At 47.8% G+C, this 17403-nt stretch carries 16 protein-coding genes; 2 read left to right on the forward strand and 14 right to left on the reverse strand.

Annotation, left to right across the window (positions count from 1 at the left end; translation table 11 throughout):
* The coding region (locus IO95_RS02810) for an integrase core domain-containing protein (RefSeq protein WP_037383713.1) at nt 1–315 on the forward strand (315 nt) is incomplete at its 5' end.
* A 261-nt stretch (nt 316–576) separates the two neighbouring features.
* Here the strand turns inward: IO95_RS02810 and IO95_RS02815 are convergent.
* From IO95_RS02815 to corA, 13 genes are all read right to left on the reverse strand, one after another.
* Nucleotides 577–1464 (reverse strand): nucleotidyl transferase AbiEii/AbiGii toxin family protein, encoded by an 888-nt coding sequence (locus IO95_RS02815; protein ID WP_037383716.1) that lies wholly within the window; start codon nt 1462–1464, stop codon nt 577–579.
* A 1-nt stretch (nt 1465) separates the two neighbouring features.
* Nucleotides 1466–1990 (reverse strand): type IV toxin-antitoxin system AbiEi family antitoxin, encoded by a 525-nt coding sequence (gene abiEi, locus IO95_RS02820; protein ID WP_023492693.1) that lies wholly within the window; start codon nt 1988–1990, stop codon nt 1466–1468.
* 458 nt (nt 1991–2448) lie between these two features.
* A complete protein-coding gene (locus IO95_RS02825) occupies nt 2449–3795 on the reverse strand; it encodes a VasL domain-containing protein (RefSeq protein ID WP_023492694.1) in 1347 nt (448 codons plus the stop codon).
* Nucleotides 3796–4894: 1099 nt separating this feature from the next.
* Entirely contained in the window at nt 4895–6490 is a 1596-nt protein-coding gene (gene tssA, locus IO95_RS02830; RefSeq protein ID WP_023492869.1) for a type VI secretion system protein TssA, read from the reverse strand.
* Nucleotides 6491–6613: 123 nt separating this feature from the next.
* Nucleotides 6614–7249 carry a hypothetical protein gene (locus tag IO95_RS02835; RefSeq protein ID WP_037383720.1) on the reverse strand — a complete coding sequence of 212 codons (636 nt, stop codon included), beginning with the start codon at nt 7247–7249 and terminating at the stop codon, nt 6614–6616.
* Nucleotides 7250–7310: 61 nt separating this feature from the next.
* Nucleotides 7311–7904, reverse strand: a complete 594-nt coding sequence (locus IO95_RS23405) for a hypothetical protein (protein WP_051791082.1) — start codon at nt 7902–7904, stop codon at nt 7311–7313.
* A gap of 249 nt (nt 7905–8153) precedes the next feature.
* Nucleotides 8154–8423: a hypothetical protein gene (locus IO95_RS02845; protein WP_037383722.1), complete on the reverse strand. Its 270-nt coding sequence runs from the start codon at nt 8421–8423 to the stop codon at nt 8154–8156.
* Between the two features lie 475 nt (nt 8424–8898).
* The gene (locus IO95_RS02850; RefSeq protein WP_152554884.1) at nt 8899–9336 is read right to left on the reverse strand and encodes a hypothetical protein; all 438 of its coding nucleotides are present in this window, start codon (nt 9334–9336) and stop codon (nt 8899–8901) included.
* A gap of 341 nt (nt 9337–9677) precedes the next feature.
* On the reverse strand, nt 9678–10169 hold the full coding sequence (gene hcp, locus IO95_RS02855; RefSeq protein WP_037383727.1) for a type VI secretion system effector Hcp: 492 nt from the start codon (nt 10167–10169) through the stop codon (nt 9678–9680).
* A 68-nt stretch (nt 10170–10237) separates the two neighbouring features.
* On the reverse strand, nt 10238–10480 hold the full coding sequence (locus IO95_RS02860) for a hypothetical protein (protein ID WP_023492509.1): 243 nt from the start codon (nt 10478–10480) through the stop codon (nt 10238–10240).
* Nucleotides 10481–10587: 107 nt separating this feature from the next.
* Nucleotides 10588–12135, reverse strand: a complete 1548-nt coding sequence (gene tssC / locus IO95_RS02865) for a type VI secretion system contractile sheath large subunit (RefSeq protein ID WP_037383736.1) — start codon at nt 12133–12135, stop codon at nt 10588–10590.
* A 36-nt stretch (nt 12136–12171) separates the two neighbouring features.
* A complete protein-coding gene (gene tssB / locus IO95_RS02870) occupies nt 12172–12669 on the reverse strand; it encodes a type VI secretion system contractile sheath small subunit (RefSeq protein ID WP_023492894.1) in 498 nt (165 codons plus the stop codon).
* 630 nt (nt 12670–13299) lie between these two features.
* A complete protein-coding gene (corA, locus tag IO95_RS02875) occupies nt 13300–14250 on the reverse strand; it encodes a magnesium/cobalt transporter CorA (protein WP_037383738.1) in 951 nt (316 codons plus the stop codon).
* A gap of 397 nt (nt 14251–14647) precedes the next feature.
* Here corA and IO95_RS02880 point away from each other — a divergent pair, with 397 nt between their 5' ends.
* Nucleotides 14648–15121 (forward strand): WbuC family cupin fold metalloprotein, encoded by a 474-nt coding sequence (locus IO95_RS02880; RefSeq protein WP_023489776.1) that lies wholly within the window; start codon nt 14648–14650, stop codon nt 15119–15121.
* Between the two features lie 61 nt (nt 15122–15182).
* Here the strand turns inward: IO95_RS02880 and uvrD are convergent, their stop codons facing one another.
* Entirely contained in the window at nt 15183–17345 is a 2163-nt protein-coding gene (uvrD, locus tag IO95_RS02885; RefSeq protein ID WP_023489775.1) for a DNA helicase II, read from the reverse strand.
* Nucleotides 17346–17403 lie beyond the last annotated feature (58 nt).

Below are 17403 nucleotides of genomic sequence, written 5' to 3' on the forward strand. Positions count from 1 at the left end.
CCGGCTAAACCGGTGCAGTGGCTGACGGATAACGGTTCAGCGTACACCGCGCATGACACAAGGAAGTTCGCCAGAGAGTTGAATCTGGAACCGTGTACAACAGCAGTAAGTAGCCCGCAAAGTAACGGAATGGCAGAGCGGTTCGTGAAAACGATGAAGGAAGACTACATCGCGTTCATGCCAAAACCGAATGTGAGAACGGCACTGCAGAATCTTGCGGCGGCGTTCAATCATTACAATGAAAATCATCCGCATAGTGCGTTGGGATATCACTCCCCGAGAGAATACCGACGCCAGCGGGCATCGTTAACTTAAGATACAAAAGCTGTCTGGAGATGGCGGGTCAAGAACAACCTGATCGACAATGTGACCGCGAGATTACCAACACCCAAGCCAGATGACTTGCCAACAAAGGCCTCTCTTCAACATGCATTAGATTGAAAAAACAACTATCCGTTTGGCATTTGTTAAGTGTTGTTACGCTGACTCAAACCATCGCCTCTTCGTAAACTTTATCTACTTCAGCAAACCTTAGCACGCGCTCTAGGCGGGTTAATACCTACCCCAAATAGGGGACTACGCCATATCGAATTTATTCTTTGGCATATCGTTATTGAGCAACTCGGATACGATATCATTCACTTCTCCCTGTACGTAGGTCCAATATTCTGGGTTATCGAGGGTTCTTTCTTTAATTTGCTGGGGAATAAAACGGCTCATTTCCATGTTGAAGTCGTTACGTACTTCGTCTTCCGACATCAGTTTGGCTAGCTGTACCGCGAGCGCATGATGAAAGTCTTCTGTCTGCTTTTGTCTGGCGACCAGTTTTTGCTCAACCAGTGTCTTTGATAAGTTGATACCGCGTTGCTTTATCCAGACAATATCCCATATATCTCGGGGTTTTATACGTCTTGCTCGATAAGCTAAGGCGATCAGTTTATCTGCCAGCGTTTCTTGTAAAGACTGTACCGGAACCAAGATCCCCTCTGTCGGCACAACAATATCGTAGTGATTTAATAACGCACGCTTTTCGATATCGAATGACGGAATAGCGCATACATCAATATGCATTTTTTGCCGAGGTAAATCGGGACGATTAGCCTCTTTTACGATGCTAATTTTCCAAGAAACAGTATCACCCTGCTTTTCACCAGAAGGTTTGCTTACCCAAACTTCCGTTTCATACTTGTTCTGAATGTAGGTTTGGATTTCGGATTCTAGCCCTTCAAATTCCGAAGGTTTGAAATCATGACCGCCATTAAAATCAAGGTCTTCTGACAGCCTTGCGCTGTTGTAGCACATGCGCAATGATGTGCCACCAATGAAGGTAAGCCGCTGCATAACCCCTTGCTTGATCAACACATCCATAATGTCATGATGCAGGATCTCTTTCTCTATTACCGGTGTCACTGCTGCATAATCAGGGTTGGCCTGCACGATTTGGCGAATTTGTTGCTTCAGCATATTAGCTCTCCAACATATGTAGATTGCGCTGGCAGTGCTTTAGGTCAGCGATCGCTTGTTCTGTGTGCGCTCGGTACATTTTGATATCTGGGTCAAAGTACAAATTGGGGGCAATTTGCTCAACAGGCTTTTTAGTATGGGTCAATTCAATCACGCCATAGGGCGTATCAAAGCAACCACTTCGACCTTTAGTCATCACCGAGACTCTCCCCATCACGACTTGTGAAATATCACCAGTATGACTTAGCTGGCTTTCTAGGCTGATGTAGTTCAGCACGGAGCTCCGCAGCTTTTTGACAATTTTATAAATCGCAGTCTCAGGTTCAGGCGGCGTGATAACGCTTTCATATAACCCTTTCACAACCCGTCTGAGTAGCCCTTTCTTAACGCAATCTGTTAGGAACTTTCTAAAGGCTGGGTCACAAGGCACGCCAAGCATAAAAGCCAACTCCGCTGCACTATGAATGCCTCCGCCTGCATTAACCGCTTTAGCCAATGCACTTAATAGCTCACCCGATTTGGTCATAGGTCTACACTTAGTTGCCATTATGGTAATTAAGTGTAGACCTCGCACGGAAGTTTAACAATAAAAAAGTCTACGTAACATTACTTATTAAGTAACATTATGTAGACCTGTTAAGTAAGGGGATCCATTACCGGCTTAGAAAGCGAGATTGCTATCTAGGAACGCTACCTTGCGGAGTTTAGCTATTCCTTGCTGGCATTACAGCAAGGAATAGCCAGGGCTGCTGACGATTTAATCGTGCTTTACGACTGTGACTTTTACGACTGTGACTGCTGGTCATGAGTCGCTTAAAACGACGCTCAAACTCCAACGCATCCTTGTTAAACCGATAAGACAAGTAGTTGGGTCTATTTCTTGCTCACCATATGATTTTTTCGCTTAACAAGATCTTATAAACCAGCCAGGCTACGGTCATATATACCCGTAGCCATTCACACGGCTGGCAAATAAATGCCATATTAACGACTTCCCACCTGCTGTTTGATCAGCATATAGCGGTTAAGCAGTTGTGCCAGCCGCAGTTCTGCCTGTGACTGTACATTGCCCGATAAGCTGTTATCTGTTGAGGCCGTCGCCAGTTGGCGCAGTTGCTCTTCCATCGGCACCGTTTTGCCAAATTCCTGGGTAATGGCAAACACCATGGTTTTCAGTTCGCTGCCCGTCATGTATTTGCCCTTCCGTTCATCCAGCGCATTCAGCCGGTCGGTCAGTTGCTGGAGTTTCACCATCCCCTGATGCCAGTTGTCTAGCGCCGCCAACGGTAAAGCATTGGCTTCCAGCTGTTGTTGCCACGCTTTCTGCATCTGTTCCGCCTCCGGGTTGCTCGGCCACAGGGTCTGTGACTGCGCAATCAGTTGCTGTCCATACTGCAGCGCCCAGGCCGGGGGCAGTGCCATTAGCCAGTTAAGCTGCGTAGTATTCTGCTGCGCCAGATTCCCCGCCTGCCGCTGGGCCAGTGAACCCGGCTCACGCAATGCATTGAGTTGAGCAGCCTGACGCGGGAGTTCGGGCAACGGCGTTATTGATGCCACCAGTTGTTGCTCCACCGCCGTGGGCGAATGCAGGTGATGCCAGCCCCAGAGTAGCAGGCCCCCCACCAATAAAGCACTACTAGCCCCGCCGATAAACGACCAGACATAACCCCGTTTCTCCGGTGGAGGGGGAGGTTCCGGCAACGATTGTGCTACGTAGACCAGTGGTTGATGGCCGCTCAGTTCAGTCACCGGTTGTGCCGTGACAGCTTGCGCAGGCAGCACTACCGTCGGTTCTGGTTGCCCTTCATAGGGGGCATTTTCCAACCGGGTGATGGCCTGCTTGACCTGATGCAGTAACCCGTCCATCCGGCTGGCTTGTTTCAGCTCATGGCGCACCAGCGCCTCACAAAAGCTGTTCAGCCCTTTTTCCGCCTGATACAACGCCGGCAGTTCATCACGCGCATCGAGGGGAAAGGTGCGCAATACCGCCTGCAAACGAGGGCTCAGACCGGCGATAATTTCCATCCGCGCATGACTGTGCCCCGGCCACATCACCGCCCATTGATAACTCACCAGCGCATTGAGCAGTGCCAGCCCTTCGTTAAACCCTACCATCCCGGCAATATGGGTACGTGCCAGGGTGTACCAGGCGGCGGTCTGCAGCTCGACCCCATTTTGTTCAAACAGCCGCAAACACAGGATTTCCGCCTGTTTCCAGTTCACATCTGGCCGCGCCGGATGGGAAAGCTTCATCATCTCATCCCGCAGCGCGGCATAATCAGCCAGGGCTCGCGGGTCACCGCCGTTTTTAAGTTGTCTGCGTGTATTCACGTGGCAAGCTCCCTCTGTTCCAGAAGAAAATTAATTAATAATCGAGTTTATTTTATTGAAGGAAATACGTTGAAACCCGCCTCGCAAGCAGTAACGAGAGAGACTCTCTGCCCATTAAAGAGCCGCGTATCTTTCTTCACAATCCAACCTTAAATTGTTTACTCTGCAATGATATATTGACTGTTACTTATCTCACTACCCATAAAAACGCCACTGCACATCTCTTTTTTACTCTTCAACTCCCTTAAGTTCAGCTATTTTATCCTTTAAGCTATTGATCTTCCTTATTGAAAAAAATGAAATAATCGCGAGGATAATAATAAATAAGATTATTGACGCCCAGTACAATTCATATACTACATCATATATCCCCGAGACCATAAAATATTAATTCTTACCCATAAAATAGGGTTCAAAGCCATACTTAACATCCACCAAAATAACATACAGCATAGCTGTCATTACAGTAAAAAATATAAAGACTGGCGACAGCCATGTAATCAAGCGTAACATAAATTTAATCATTTTCAGATCATGATATATACCTATAAGTTGCTTCATTGCAACCTGCCTTCGCCCCAGCCACAGAGTTATTATACCCCCAGGGTCGCTCAGTTAAGGCTTAAAGCATTTCGCTTTATTTTAACTATATTTTTTACCTGATTTACTATCTGATAAATTTATTCGATAGTAGAATTACGCTGGTGCTTAGCAAAAAGCCAACCCAAGTGAATAGGTATATATTATCAATTGAATTCAATAAAGCATCATAGCCATTGTAATATTCTCTATTACCCAAGATTGTAAGTGCCTTATAATTTAGCAATACATTTACAGCTGGAATGGCTAAGCCTATAAAAAACACCAACAGAGCAAGGAAAATAAAAACAAGTTTATATGGTTTATATTATTTATTGAAACAGCCCATTTATTGACCCGACTTTCACCATCAGTGAAAATCGGGTTTAGCTTTTTTAATGTATGGGACGCATCATATTCCGTGATAATACTTATCACCTCCACCACCGCAGGTCGTTTTATCCTGGATGAACAGATAATAAGCTTTTGTCATTCTCTATCCTTTTAATTATGAAATCACTCAACCACACAATACCGCCGCACGCGCTGGGTCGAGGCTGATAAGCCCGGAAAGCAGGGATTCCATCTCCGGTTGCAGGCGGTTTTTATCCGCTTCGCTACGCGCCGCTTTTAACCGCAACAGTTTCAGGCGGCGGGCCTTCACTTCAAACATCAGTTCCGGGGTCCATTGCGGCAGAGTGAGTGTATGACCACTGCTGTCGAGCTCCGCCAACAGGTGCAGGGCCATGTCGTTTTTACCGTACTGCTCCGCTACCCGCGCCATCAGCAGGCGCATCAGCCAGCGGTCACGACTGCTAGTGAACCCTGGGCGCGCCTGCAGCCAATTCAACGCAGCTTCAATTCCTTCGCTGTCTGCCAGTTGCAGCACTTCCGGCTCCAGGGTCAATATCTCATCATGGGCATGAGAAGCCGCCGCCACCGATTGCCCCTGCCAGCCCGGCAGATTGTCCTGAACCTTTTCCTCTATCCAGTTCAGGGTCACTTCATCGGCAAAAGGAGTGCCGTCACTGAACGCCAGGTTTTCCAGCCCCGGCAAGCGGCTCAGTAGCCCTTGCAGGTCATGGCAGATAATATCCGCCACCACACCGTCACTCCCCAGTTTCACCCAGGCCTGCCACAGATACCATTGCACATCCAGGCACAGATGATTGACCCCCTGGGAAAATTGGCTGTCCGCCTGCTCCAGCAACTCCGTCCAGCTCTGCTGAAGATAAAGCCGTTTCAAGTGGGCACGGTGTTCTGGTTTCGGGGGAGCCAGGCGGGTACGGCCACTGGCATCCAGCGGCGGCAGTTGCGTCAGCGTATCCCAGCGCACACTCTTCATCAGGTGATGCCCCGCCAGCCAGCCCCCGGGCTGGTCACGCAGGTACTTTGCCAATACCCGGGCCTGATCGAGCAAGTCACGCCCGGAGGTGATGGCGGCCATGGATGGTACCGTGCTGGCAGAGGAGACCACGGTATCGTTACCCTCTCGGCTGGTCTGCGGCACCAGACTATTAGCTCCTCCGCTTCTTGCCAGACGGGTTTCCAATGCCAGATACAGCGGCGACAGTTGCGGACGGGCGCTCTCTTCCAGCGTCTGCAGCACCTGTTCAATCAGCTGCAGGGCACCGGCCATGCGCTGCATCACCGCCACATCGGTTTCCGGGTAGCGTGACAAACTATCTAGCATTCGGCTACTGGCCAGCCATTCCAATGCGGATTTGCGGGGGCGCTCACGCTGTGGATGCAGTTGCCCGCCAAAGCGCTGTAACATCCCGGCCAACAATGCCAGCCCGTCCGCCAAACCGGTATCCCCATCCTGATGTAGCCGTGCCCAGATATAAAAGGTCACGACCCGCAGATCCTTGCTGATGGTGGTCAACAGTTTTTCCGCCAGGGTGCAGATAAGTTCGGTATCCATCCCGGAGAGTTTATTGACCTCTTCGCGAATGCGCTGAAAATCTTCGTCATAACCCGGGTCTTCACCGGTTGGCAGGCTCTCACTCAAAGGGGCCAACCAGCTATTCCAGTGGGCAATAAAGGTTTGCTCCTGTTGCGCCAGAGTCTGTTCATCCGCCTGGCAGGCAGCCATTAAACTTTGCAGGTCAGCCATTATTGTGCACTCTCCATGAGTAAATTATTGCTATTGCCGGATGGGGCTGTCTCCGCCACCAAGGCGTCAACACGGAAAGCCTGAACCGGTAAGGTAAAATCGTCAATCTCGCTTCCTTTTTGATTAGATGGAATATATATGAACTTGTTTAAATATGATAGGATATATCTCTTTATTTATACTTTCATCTTCAAGGAGAAAATCTAAAAATAACTTATTGCGATAAGTATACCTTGCCACTTTAAACTTATTAATTGCCTTTAGTCCATCATCATTAATATAAACAGTTTCTTTATCATAAACGCCTTTAAACACAAGTTTTATTGTCTCTATCTCTTTTATATTAAAGGGAACACTAACACTCGAGGCGTTAAAGGCCATGCCAAGTGATACATAAGAAGAAGTCCATTCATTTGAGTTATCTTCTTTAAGCAAGTCTACGTCCACTTCTTGCTTATGTGACATAATATATCTATTTATAGGTCCCCTCTTGGGATAATATGGAGATGCTTGATCGTAGAAACCAGTATCTCCCTCTAATTGCTCATCAATTGAGCTTTCTTGCGAAAGAATTTTCACTGACGTGCGAATTGCTTCGAGAAACACATTTTTGATATCTACCTCCATCTTTATGCCCCCATCATATTGTTCATTCCTTTGTTCTTCAGATGCATAGCTTATCGCAGGGATAAATGTGACGAGAATCAACAATGACATGCTAATATTTAATAAAATATTGCTTTTTTGATGTGTTGCCATAAGTCATCTCCGTTTATAAAGTTGATAAACAGATACTGTTAGTGGTTTTATTAATCAATATTCATTTACTTATATTGACTTCATGAAAATTAAAATACTCAACCCAGTTTAGTGGTGCGAAGTTAACAGTAAGGTAATCTTTCTTTTTGGTACCATCCATTGAGTTCCAAAAAGGCAACCACATCCAATCCCACCAGAATGATAAGTTCCCTTGCATACTCCCCAGCCCATCAGGATCAATTTCAGGGAATGCGACCCATGGAGGAGGCGGCGTTATATTTAATTTCCAAATACTGTTGATAATATGTTCCGAATTAGTGATTAATCGTACAACCTCACCACCAAAATCATTATAGACATTTAGAGCAACAGCCTTATTTTTTGAAAGTATGACAATGTCCCTACTTTTCTCAAATGTCATGCTTGATTCAAAAGCATCATTAATAACATCAATTATTCCTTGTGTGAATTTTTTATCCATACAAAAGAACATTCTATATGCATAAGTGTTATCTTTTATTAATGAGGTTATGCAAGGATACTTTTTAGAATCACTTACTTCCTGAAAATTCCCCTTAGAGAAAATAGATGTGAAATCATTAACTTGATCTTTCTTTATTTTATTGAGTAGATTATTTAAAAATTTAATTTTCATCTATTTTACCCACCACCCAGTCAGCCCCCCAGCACCCAGCTATATTCGTCATACCTCAAGCTGCTTGGGTGTTAGCTACGCGCTGTCACCCTAGTCATATAGTCGGCTATGCTCCAAGGGATTCCATCACTTGCCGCCTACAAACAACTCGAATTATTTAGGATATATATCATTTAAAAATTAAATCAGGTAAAGATAGAAGGAATGAGATCAAACCAAGAGAGATATATAATACAATTAAACCAGCTATTACGTTAAGGATTTTACTTTTCCCCATCCCTCTACATAGTATGTAAATGCAGAACAACCGCAAAAAAAATATAAAATCAAAAGAGCAATAGCAATTGACTCACTAAGTCTTGAGAAACCAACAAAGAGCAATGTGGAAATAATAGCCAAAAAATAATAAAAAAAGTTAATAAAGAAAACAAATAAAATCCTGGCAAGTGTTAACTTCCAACTATCACTCTCTTTGGAAGGCCTATTGAAGATATGGTCAGATATTTCGCCCAAAGTCATTTTATCATCCTTTATATTAGTCAGCGCCAGTAAGTAAATCTTAACGAATGGAACATTCCAATGTTGCGTAGGTAGTCATAGCGGTTGTTTATCACAATTGTGCCAACACCATTATTGTGCAGAATCTGAAAATAGGATTTTAGTTCATATTTACATTCCTATATAGCAACTTGACGTCCCATACCTCAGCCAATTCAATCGCGAACTTATAAAAATATTCTGTTTTCAATGTGTACTCGCTTGCTGAAAGTTCTACTTCCAAGCATTTTCCATCATATAAAAATGAGAGAGAATACCATAGGTCATTCCTCATATTGAACTCTGTTATAATAAGCGCTGATAATCCAATTGCAGGAAATACTAATGCCATGTTTTTGTATTGAATACCACATGCATGACCAGTCGCATCACGGAACCCGCACAATGAACGCGGATACGACAATACAGGCTCTATAAAGTAACATTCAGGAATCAACTATTGAACACGGCTTAAAAAAACAAAAATAAAGTTATTTTCAATTTTTTCCCGCTCACATTCTGGTTTGTTTTTAACGTCAATGAATCTATCTAATCGCCTTGAACTAATACCACGCGCACTTTGATATGGACTCCGCCCAATCTCTTTACTATCTAACCCACTTACAACATCATCATTAATCGATTTTATTTCTGGAGGATCAGAAATAATAACATATTTTTCACTAATCTTTAAATCGACATTATATTTTTTATACTTTGAAAAACAAAATAGCATAGAAAAAACAAGCACAAAAGAACCTAACACCCAACCAAAATGATGATAAATTTCTCGTGAAAAAATCAAAGCGAGCAAAACCGCAAAAATTAAAGCAATATTTTCTCTTAAAAATGATTTATTCATAGCATTTAAGATTCCAGATTCCGGTTTTGACATCCTCCTCGCCCTAAAGAAGGAGGCTCCCTACAGCATTCAGACCGAAGTCTGACTCACCTCGGTGGGTTCCTGCTTCATCGAGCGGCCTAAAGCTGCCATCTCTCCACAGGCTAACGCGGCGTGCCCCCGCCGCTAAAACTGGATAAGGACAGTGCGCCTGGTGATGATGTTTAGTCGCTATCAGCAGTGAAGCGTCTGTTTTGGCACGCTACCGCCCTTCGCTATAAACCAAAGCGCATTAGGTGAGGGAATAGATTGTATTTTCGTTACCTTTTTATTGAGTCTCCGCAGCGCAGGCACTCAGCAAAAAGCGCGGACAGACCAATCTGTCCGCACCGGTATTACGCGGTAGTACGTTCGTTCCAGGAATCGGAATGAATGATGTTGCCGTCTTTGTAAGTCCAGGTGATTTTTTCGTAGCGCAACTCTAACTGCTCCAGGTGGTTGTGCTTCTCATACGCCGGGTCTTTGATGTCATGCATCAACGGATTGACTTTGACCACCTTGACGTTTTCCAGTTTGGTATTGAAGTACTCCACTTCCTGGCCGGCGTCATTGATTTTATACCACTTGAACTCCGCTGACTTCAGGGTCTGGCCGGTGGTCACCGCCTTGTACAGGTACGGGCTGGAGGCATCGATTTCCTTGGTAAACAGGAACGGGGTGTGAATACGGGTCCCCGTCAGTTTGCCGGTGTTGTTGTCAGTCGGGATATACAGATTATGCTGCTGCGCAACCACTTCGATGCTGCCTTCACGGTCTTTGACATCAACAGAACCCTTGATGTCGGCACCGCCGTCATCCTTCAGCCACAGATATACTGGTATTGCCATTGGTTTTTCTCCATTTATACCGTCGTCATTCAAATTGCTGCGTTGTTGGCTTTCAGCCCTCACCCCAGTCACTTGGCTGACCAAGCTGGGGATTCGTTGCCTTGCCGCCTAGCCGCCACTCGAATGAGCTTGGGTACCTTGTTGTGTACCGTCACCATCCTGTGATGACGGCGGGTGTTGTCTGGTAAGTAACAAGCATCGATCGCCTGCGGTACCAGACTGATTTCGATACGCCGGTTATGTGCCGCGTCCAATGCCAATACTGCCGGCAGTATGGCGGCATCAACCAGCGTGCCATGCTGAAAGCGCACCTCTAACTCCTGGGCTCTCACCAGCACGCCTGCTGCTGGAACAGTTGCGGAGCCAGAAAGGCCCTATCGCTCCATAGCTGGCGATAGCTTTTCATTCTGTCGCTGTGTTAAGCCTTCGCTTTTGGCATCTGCGAAACCAGTGACAAGTTGACATCCATCCCTTCCACCTGGAAGTGCGGAATGGCGTACAGTTTCACGCGGAAGAAGCCCGGGTTATCCTCAATGTCTTCCACTGTCACCTTCGCATCACGCAGCGGGTGAGAGGCTTGCAGTTCATCACCCGGGTCGGTCATCTCGGTCACCAGGCTACGCACCCAGGTATTGAGCTCCAGCTCCAGCAAACGACGGTCCTTGGTGGTGCCGATGTTTTCACGCTGGATCAGTTTCAGGTAGTGAGCAATGCGCGACAGCAGGAAGATGTACGGCAAACGCGCGTTGATGCGGCTGTTAGCAGTGGCATCGGCGGTGTCGTACAGTGCCGGCTTCTGGGTTGAGTTGGCGGAGAAAAAGCAGGCGTAATCGCGGTTTTTGTAGTACGACAACGGGATGAAGCCCAGATTGGCGAAATCAAATTCGCGGGTTTCCGGGATCATCACTTCGGACGGGATTTTCACCTGATTGCCGGTGCCCAGGTCATACAGGTGAATAGGCAGGTCTTGTACCGCACCACCGGCCTGCGGGCCACGGATTTGCACACACCAGCCGTTATTGATAAAACTGCGCACCATGTTGGCGGCAAAGGCAAACGAGGCATTGGTCCACAGGTAACGGCTATGGTCCGGACCTTTGACCTCTTCCACGTAGTTGAAGCTGCGCACCGGCACGGTATCCGGGCCATACGGCAGGCGACCCAGCACGCGCGGCATTACCAGACCAATGTAGCGAGAGTCATCGGTATCGCGGAAGGATTTCCATTTGATATACTCGGCGCGGTCAAAATAGTTGCCAATGTCTTTGATGGCCGCAACTTCCTCCATATCATCTTTGAGAAAAAAGCGCGGGCCGGCAGAGCCGATAAACGGCATATGGGCCGCGGCAGAGACTTTGGAGATGTTACGCAGCAGCGCCACATCTTGTGCCGAAGCATCAAACTCATAGGAAGAAATCAGTGCGGCAATCGGCTCGCCACCGGGGGTGTCGTATTCATCAATATACGTATGTTTGTACAATCCAGTCTGGATCACTTCCGGCGCATCTTCAAAATCCTGACGCAAATCTTCCTTCGACAAGTCCAGCAGTTCAATGCGCACGTTCTGGCGAAAATCGGTCTTGTCCACCAGGGATTTGACGCCACGCCACAATGACTCTACCGCCTGAAACTCGGGGTGATGCAGCACTGCATCCAGTTGGCGGCTGATCTGAAAGTCCAGTTCGGCGATATGGTGGTCAATCAGGGTTTTATCCAGTTTTTCCACTTTGGTGCCCGCCAGGCGCAGACGCTCAAGGAACACCTGCACCCCTGCAGTCAAACGCTCATCGGCGTTGGCATCAGACATCGCCTGTGCATCCTGCCAGCTATCCAGCGCACTGAGGTGGGAAACCGGGCTCAGGTTGATTTTTTCAAACAAGGAGGCATAAACACCGCCTGCAGCCGGGCGATCTAACACCACGCTTTCACCCGCGGTCGTATTTTCATGTTGTACAGACATCAGCATTTCTCTCGTGTTAATCCGTTAAAAACCGGTCGCCCGTTAAGCCTGTTGAGGCGCCAGGGCAGACAATTCGGAACGCAGTTCATTACTCAGGGCAGGGTCAAGCAGGATTTTTTCCAGCTCTTTGCGGAACGCCTGGTTATCCAGCAGGTTGGATTTGAGGTCACGCAGCAGACTGCGCATCGCCAGCATGGCTTTGAGTTGCGGGATTTGACGGGCAACCTGCTCAGGAGTGAAGTCTTTCATGTTCTGGAAGGTCAGGCGGATATTTTCTTCACTGCCATCACCGGCCAGGGTGTTTTCTACCGCCAGATTGACCGAAGGTGAGTAGTCTTGTAAGACACTATTAAAATTATTTTTTGAAATATTTATTTTTTTTCGTTCAGACAGTGAGGCTGTTTCTTGACCGTTACTGAAATCACCCGCCACCAACAATTTCAATGGCAATTCGGTTTTCTTCTGCGCACCTCCGGTGTGAAGCGCCAGTTTCAGATTAATCCTAGCTTTCGGGATTTCATTTTGGAAGGAATTTGACATTACTAACCCTGCTCAACAAAGAGAATGAAGAACGGTCTGCCCTGGGTAATAAATCGGTATGGTCCCCTTGCCAAACAACCACTTCCTTTTGCATCACCGGATGCAGACAACAACAGGGTCACCAACCAACCTATTTATATGACAAGATAAGGGCAGAGCGCTGTGTATCATAAGTTTTTCCGAGACTAGAAAAATGGTCAGATAAAAACCTATGGCGGGCAGTTTAAGAAGGTTTATAAGATGAAGGAACCTAAATTGAGTAACAAAATGTTTCAAGCCCTATGAAACCGCACCACACCTACCTCAGTGATTTATAAGATTTTTCTTAATTATACTTCTGGAGTACCCAGCAAAAGATAGGGCCTGGGGCAAATCAATCAACAAAGGATTTACACGGGAAAACAGCATTAGAACATCAATAACTTCACCTTTATTTTTTCTGAAAAAATCAGGGTAAGACGCCATTGCCTATGTTGTTGCTAAAATCACCGTGACTTCCGGTTAATATCCGTCACTGGGTGCTCTTGAGGTGCTTCCTACAAGCCTGAGAGATGCTTGTTATTATCTATCAATCCATTGATTAGCCCATGAAATCCATCAAGACCACCCAAATAAATAACAATGGAAAATTTACAACCATTTTTTCCGTTTGAAATAGAGATAAGGGGCCAACCCAGCGGCAACCATCAACGCGATGGCCGCCGGATAACCAAATGACCAACTTAGTTCTGGCATAAACTCAAAGTTCATCCCATAACTGGATGCCACCAAGGTGGGGGGGAGGAAAATGACTGACACCACGGAGAAGATTTTAATGATTCTACTCTGTTCAATATTGATAAAGCCCATAGCGGCCTGCATCAGGAAGTTCACTTTCTGGAATAGCGACTCATTATGTGGCAGTAGGGACTCGATATCGCGCAATATCTCACGCGCCTGCTCCAACTGAGTGGTGGGCAAACGTGCTTTACGTACTAAAAAATTCAATGCGCGCTGAGTATCCATCAAACACAACCGCACCTTCCAGCCGATATCTTCCAACTCAGCCAGTGTGGAAAGCGCTTCGTCATACCCTTCTCCAGGATGACCTTCCATAATCACCCGGCTGAGTTTTTCCAGATCGCTATAGACGTTTTCAATTTCATCAGCCAACTGTTCAATCTTGGTTTCAAACAGATCAAGCAGCAGCTCATATGCATTACCGTCCATCATTCTCTGGTTACGCGCACGCATCCGATAAAGGCGGAAAGCAGGAAGTTCACGCTCACGCAAAGTATACAGGCGACCATCGCGAATGGTGAAAGCCACCGTGGAGTTGCCGGCATGATCTTCTGCATCTTCGAAATAGAAAAAGGAGTGGATATGTAGACCGTCTTCGTCTTCAAAGAAACGCGCCGACGCTTCAATATCATCCAGCTCTGGGCGCGTCGCCAAACTCTGGCCCAATTCACACTGTACACGCTCACGTTCATCGTCTTCCGGTTCAACCAGATCAACCCACAACGACGAGGTTAAATCATCGGCGTCATCCAACTCCAAACGGGATAAGCGGTTGTTATTCAGTTTAAAAGCGCTCAGCATGTGTCAAAACTCCCTTGAGGTAACAGGGTAGACAACGCAGTGAAGCACAGAAACCGAGAGTGATGTTAATCAGCTCGTTCCAAACCATATGAAGACTTGGCTCAGAGCGACATAGAGGGTCGCCGACAACCACTAAGGGTATCAGCGAAAGGGGATAACCTTAGAAGTTGTACCTGATATTCAGGTTTATGAGCCAGTGTCTACTGGGTGCGTCCAAGGCGTATGTCCTCATTGAAAATAGTGCGCGCATGTTACGCCGAGAAGAAAAAGCCTGTCAATACATTATCCCCATTCCCCCTAACCGCTATAGGGAAGTCAGGAAAACCCTACAGTGATCTCTGAACCTTAGGTGAATAATTGCTAAGATGAGCGCATGAAAACATTGTGGATTGATAACATGAAACAGATTACCGCCCACGACCTGACCGCCATGAGCGAACAAGCCAGTAAACTTCCCCGTCTGCGTGCTCACCGTAACTTACATGAAGAATTGAGTGATCCAGTGCAACGCTTGGTCATCGCCATGGAGCCAGGAACCTATATTCGCCCGCACCGCCATCCGCAAACCTGGGAGTTACTCACCCCATTAAGTGGCCGTTTCGTGGTACTGCAATTTGATAACAACGGCGTGATTACTCAACGCACCTTGCTCGGTGAAGAAACTAAGATATTGGAGATGCCAGCCGCTACCTGGCATGCCGTGCTCTCAGTGGATCCAGGCGGTGTGATTTTTGAGGTCAAACAAGGACCTTACCTGGCACTATCAGAAAACGACTGCATGCCATGGGCCCCGGCAGAAGGGGAGGACGGTATTGAAGCGGTGATGCGCTGGTATGCTACGGCCAAAGTCGGTGACCGTTACCCTCACTAGTTTGCTGCAAACTGCGGTAGCAAAAACATCTTGATGGGCGCCTACTCAACGCCCTGGCTGCTTAAGCCACCTCCAGCTTGGCATAAGCGGCCACTAGCCACTTGATACCTTCCCCGGGAAAAGCCACCTGTAAGCGGCTATGTTCACCGCTCCCTTCGAGGTTAACGATGGTGCCCTCGCCAAATTTTGGATGGCGCACGCGCTGCCCCAATTTATAACCGGTATCACTTTGGCTGATGGGTGTGCCCATGCGGCGATGGCTTACCGAGCGGGATACGCTGGCGCGTAAGCGCACCTCTTCGACACACTCTTCAGGGATCTCACCAATAAAGCGAGATGGCCGGTGATACACCTCTTTGCCATACAGACGGCGGGTTTCTGCATAGGTCAAGGTCAGTTTCTGCCTCGCTCGGGTCAGCCCCACATAGGCCAGCCGGCGTTCTTCCTCCAGCCTTCCCCCTTCATCCAGTGACATCTGGCTGGGAAACATGCCCTCTTCCATACCGACGATAAACACCTGCTGGAACTCCAACCCCTTGGCTGAGTGCAAGGTCATAAGCTGTACGGCATCCTGATAGGCATCGGCCTGACCTTCGCCTGCCTCCAGTGCGGCATGGGACAAGAATGCCTGTAACGGCAGCAGATCCTGATCTTCATCCTGATAGCTGTATTGGCGGGTGGCTGTAACCAATTCTTCCAGGTTTTCAATCCGGGCCTGGCCTTTTTCACCTTTTTCCTGCTCATACATCATAAACAGCCCGGAATCGCGGATCACCCGATCAGTTTGTACATGTAGCGGCATGTCCGCCGTTTCATGAGCCAATGAATCCACCAGTTCGAGAAAACGCTGTAATGATGAAGCGGCACGCCCTGCCAGCACTTTATCCTGCAACAGTCCACGCGTAGCCTGCCACAGCGTCAATTGACGGTCTCGCGCCGTTTGGCGTACCACATCCAAGGTGCGATCACCAATACCACGGGTGGGCGTATTCACCACCCGCTCAAAAGCAGCATCATCATTACGGTTGGCTATCAGGCGTAAATAGGCCAGTGCATCTTTGATTTCCTGGCGTTCGAAGAAACGCATCCCGCCGTAGATACGGTATGGCATCGCCGTTTGCAGCAACGCTTCTTCCAACACCCGCGATTGGGCATTACTACGATACAGAATGGCGCAATCGTTCAGTGCCCCCCCATCATCTTGCCAAGCCTTGATACGGTTAACCACAAAGCGCGCTTCATCCAGTTCGTTGAAGGCACAATAAATTGAGATCGGCGCCCCCTCGGCCCCCTCAGTCCACAGGTTTTTCCCCATACGCCCATCGTTATTGGCGATCAAGGTATTGGCCGCTTTCAGGATGTTACTGGTGGAACGATAATTCTGTTCCAGACGGATGGTTTGTGCCGCAGGGAAATCTTTCAGGAAACGCTGGATGTTCTCGACCTGCGCCCCGCGCCAACCGTAGATTGACTGGTCATCATCGCCAACGATCATCACTTTACCCTGATCGCCAGCCAGCAGGCGGATCCAGGCATATTGAATCCGGTTAGTATCCTGAAACTCATCCACCAAAATGTTGCTAAAACGCTCGCGATAATGGTTGAGGATATGCGGTTTGTTTAGCCACAACTCATGGGCTCGCAGCAACAGTTCGGCAAAATCCACCAGCCCGGCTCGGTCACAAGCCTCTTGATAAGCCTGATAGATGCGTAACCAGGTGGCCTCCACCGGGTTACCGTAACTTTCAATATGCTGCGGGCGCAGGCCGTCGTCTTTTTTGCCGTTGATGTACCACATCGCCTGACGTGGCGGCCACTGCTTTTCATCAATATTCAGTGCGCGAACAATACGTTTAAGCAACCGTAATTGATCTTCACTATCAAGGATCTGGAAATCGGGCGGTAGGTTGGCATCCATATGGTGAGCACGTAACAGGCGGTGCGCCAACCCGTGGAACGTACCGATCCACATCCCTCCTTGGCTGGTGCCAATCAAGTGCTCAATCCGGTGACGCATTTCTGCTGCCGCTTTGTTGGTAAAGGTCACCGCCATAATGGAGTAGGGGGAACAGTTTTCTACCGCTAACAGCCAGGCAATGCGGTGCACCAGTACCCGGGTCTTTCCGCTACCTGCACCGGCCAACACCAACAGGTTGCTGCGTGGGGCGGCCACGGCTTCACGTTGTTTATCATTCATGCTGTCGAGCAGATCGGAAACGTCCATAAGCACCATTAATTGGTAAAGGGAAAACCGCCTTTTCGCGCACTTTCCACTGGGGATT

The organism is Serratia sp. DD3 (assembly GCF_000496755.2).

Bases quoted from the DNA above. Each gene is read 5' to 3' on its own strand.
- IO95_RS02815 (WP_037383716.1), bottom strand. From the start codon at position 1,464: ATGCTGAAGCAACAAATTCGCCAAATCGTGCAGGCCAACCCTGATTAT.
- abiEi (WP_023492693.1), bottom strand. From the start codon at position 1,990: ATGACCAAATCGGGTGAGCTATTAAGTGCATTGGCTAAAGCGGTTAAT.
- tssA (WP_023492869.1), bottom strand. From the start codon at position 6,490: ATGGCTGACCTGCAAAGTTTAATGGCTGCCTGCCAGGCGGATGAACAG.
- IO95_RS02835 (WP_037383720.1), bottom strand. From the start codon at position 7,249: ATGGCAACACATCAAAAAAGCAATATTTTATTAAATATTAGCATGTCA.
- IO95_RS23405 (WP_051791082.1), bottom strand. From the start codon at position 7,904: ATGAAAATTAAATTTTTAAATAATCTACTCAATAAAATAAAGAAAGAT.
- IO95_RS02845 (WP_037383722.1), bottom strand. From the start codon at position 8,423: ATGACTTTGGGCGAAATATCTGACCATATCTTCAATAGGCCTTCCAAA.
- IO95_RS02850 (WP_152554884.1), bottom strand. From the start codon at position 9,336: ATGTCAAAACCGGAATCTGGAATCTTAAATGCTATGAATAAATCATTT.
- hcp (WP_037383727.1), bottom strand. From the start codon at position 10,169: ATGGCAATACCAGTATATCTGTGGCTGAAGGATGACGGCGGTGCCGAC.
- tssC (WP_037383736.1), bottom strand. From the start codon at position 12,135: ATGCTGATGTCTGTACAACATGAAAATACGACCGCGGGTGAAAGCGTG.
- tssB (WP_023492894.1), bottom strand. From the start codon at position 12,669: ATGTCAAATTCCTTCCAAAATGAAATCCCGAAAGCTAGGATTAATCTG.
- corA (WP_037383738.1), bottom strand. From the start codon at position 14,250: ATGCTGAGCGCTTTTAAACTGAATAACAACCGCTTATCCCGTTTGGAG.
- IO95_RS02880 (WP_023489776.1), top strand. From the start codon at position 14,648: ATGAAACAGATTACCGCCCACGACCTGACCGCCATGAGCGAACAAGCC.
- uvrD (WP_023489775.1), bottom strand. From the start codon at position 17,345: ATGGACGTTTCCGATCTGCTCGACAGCATGAATGATAAACAACGTGAA.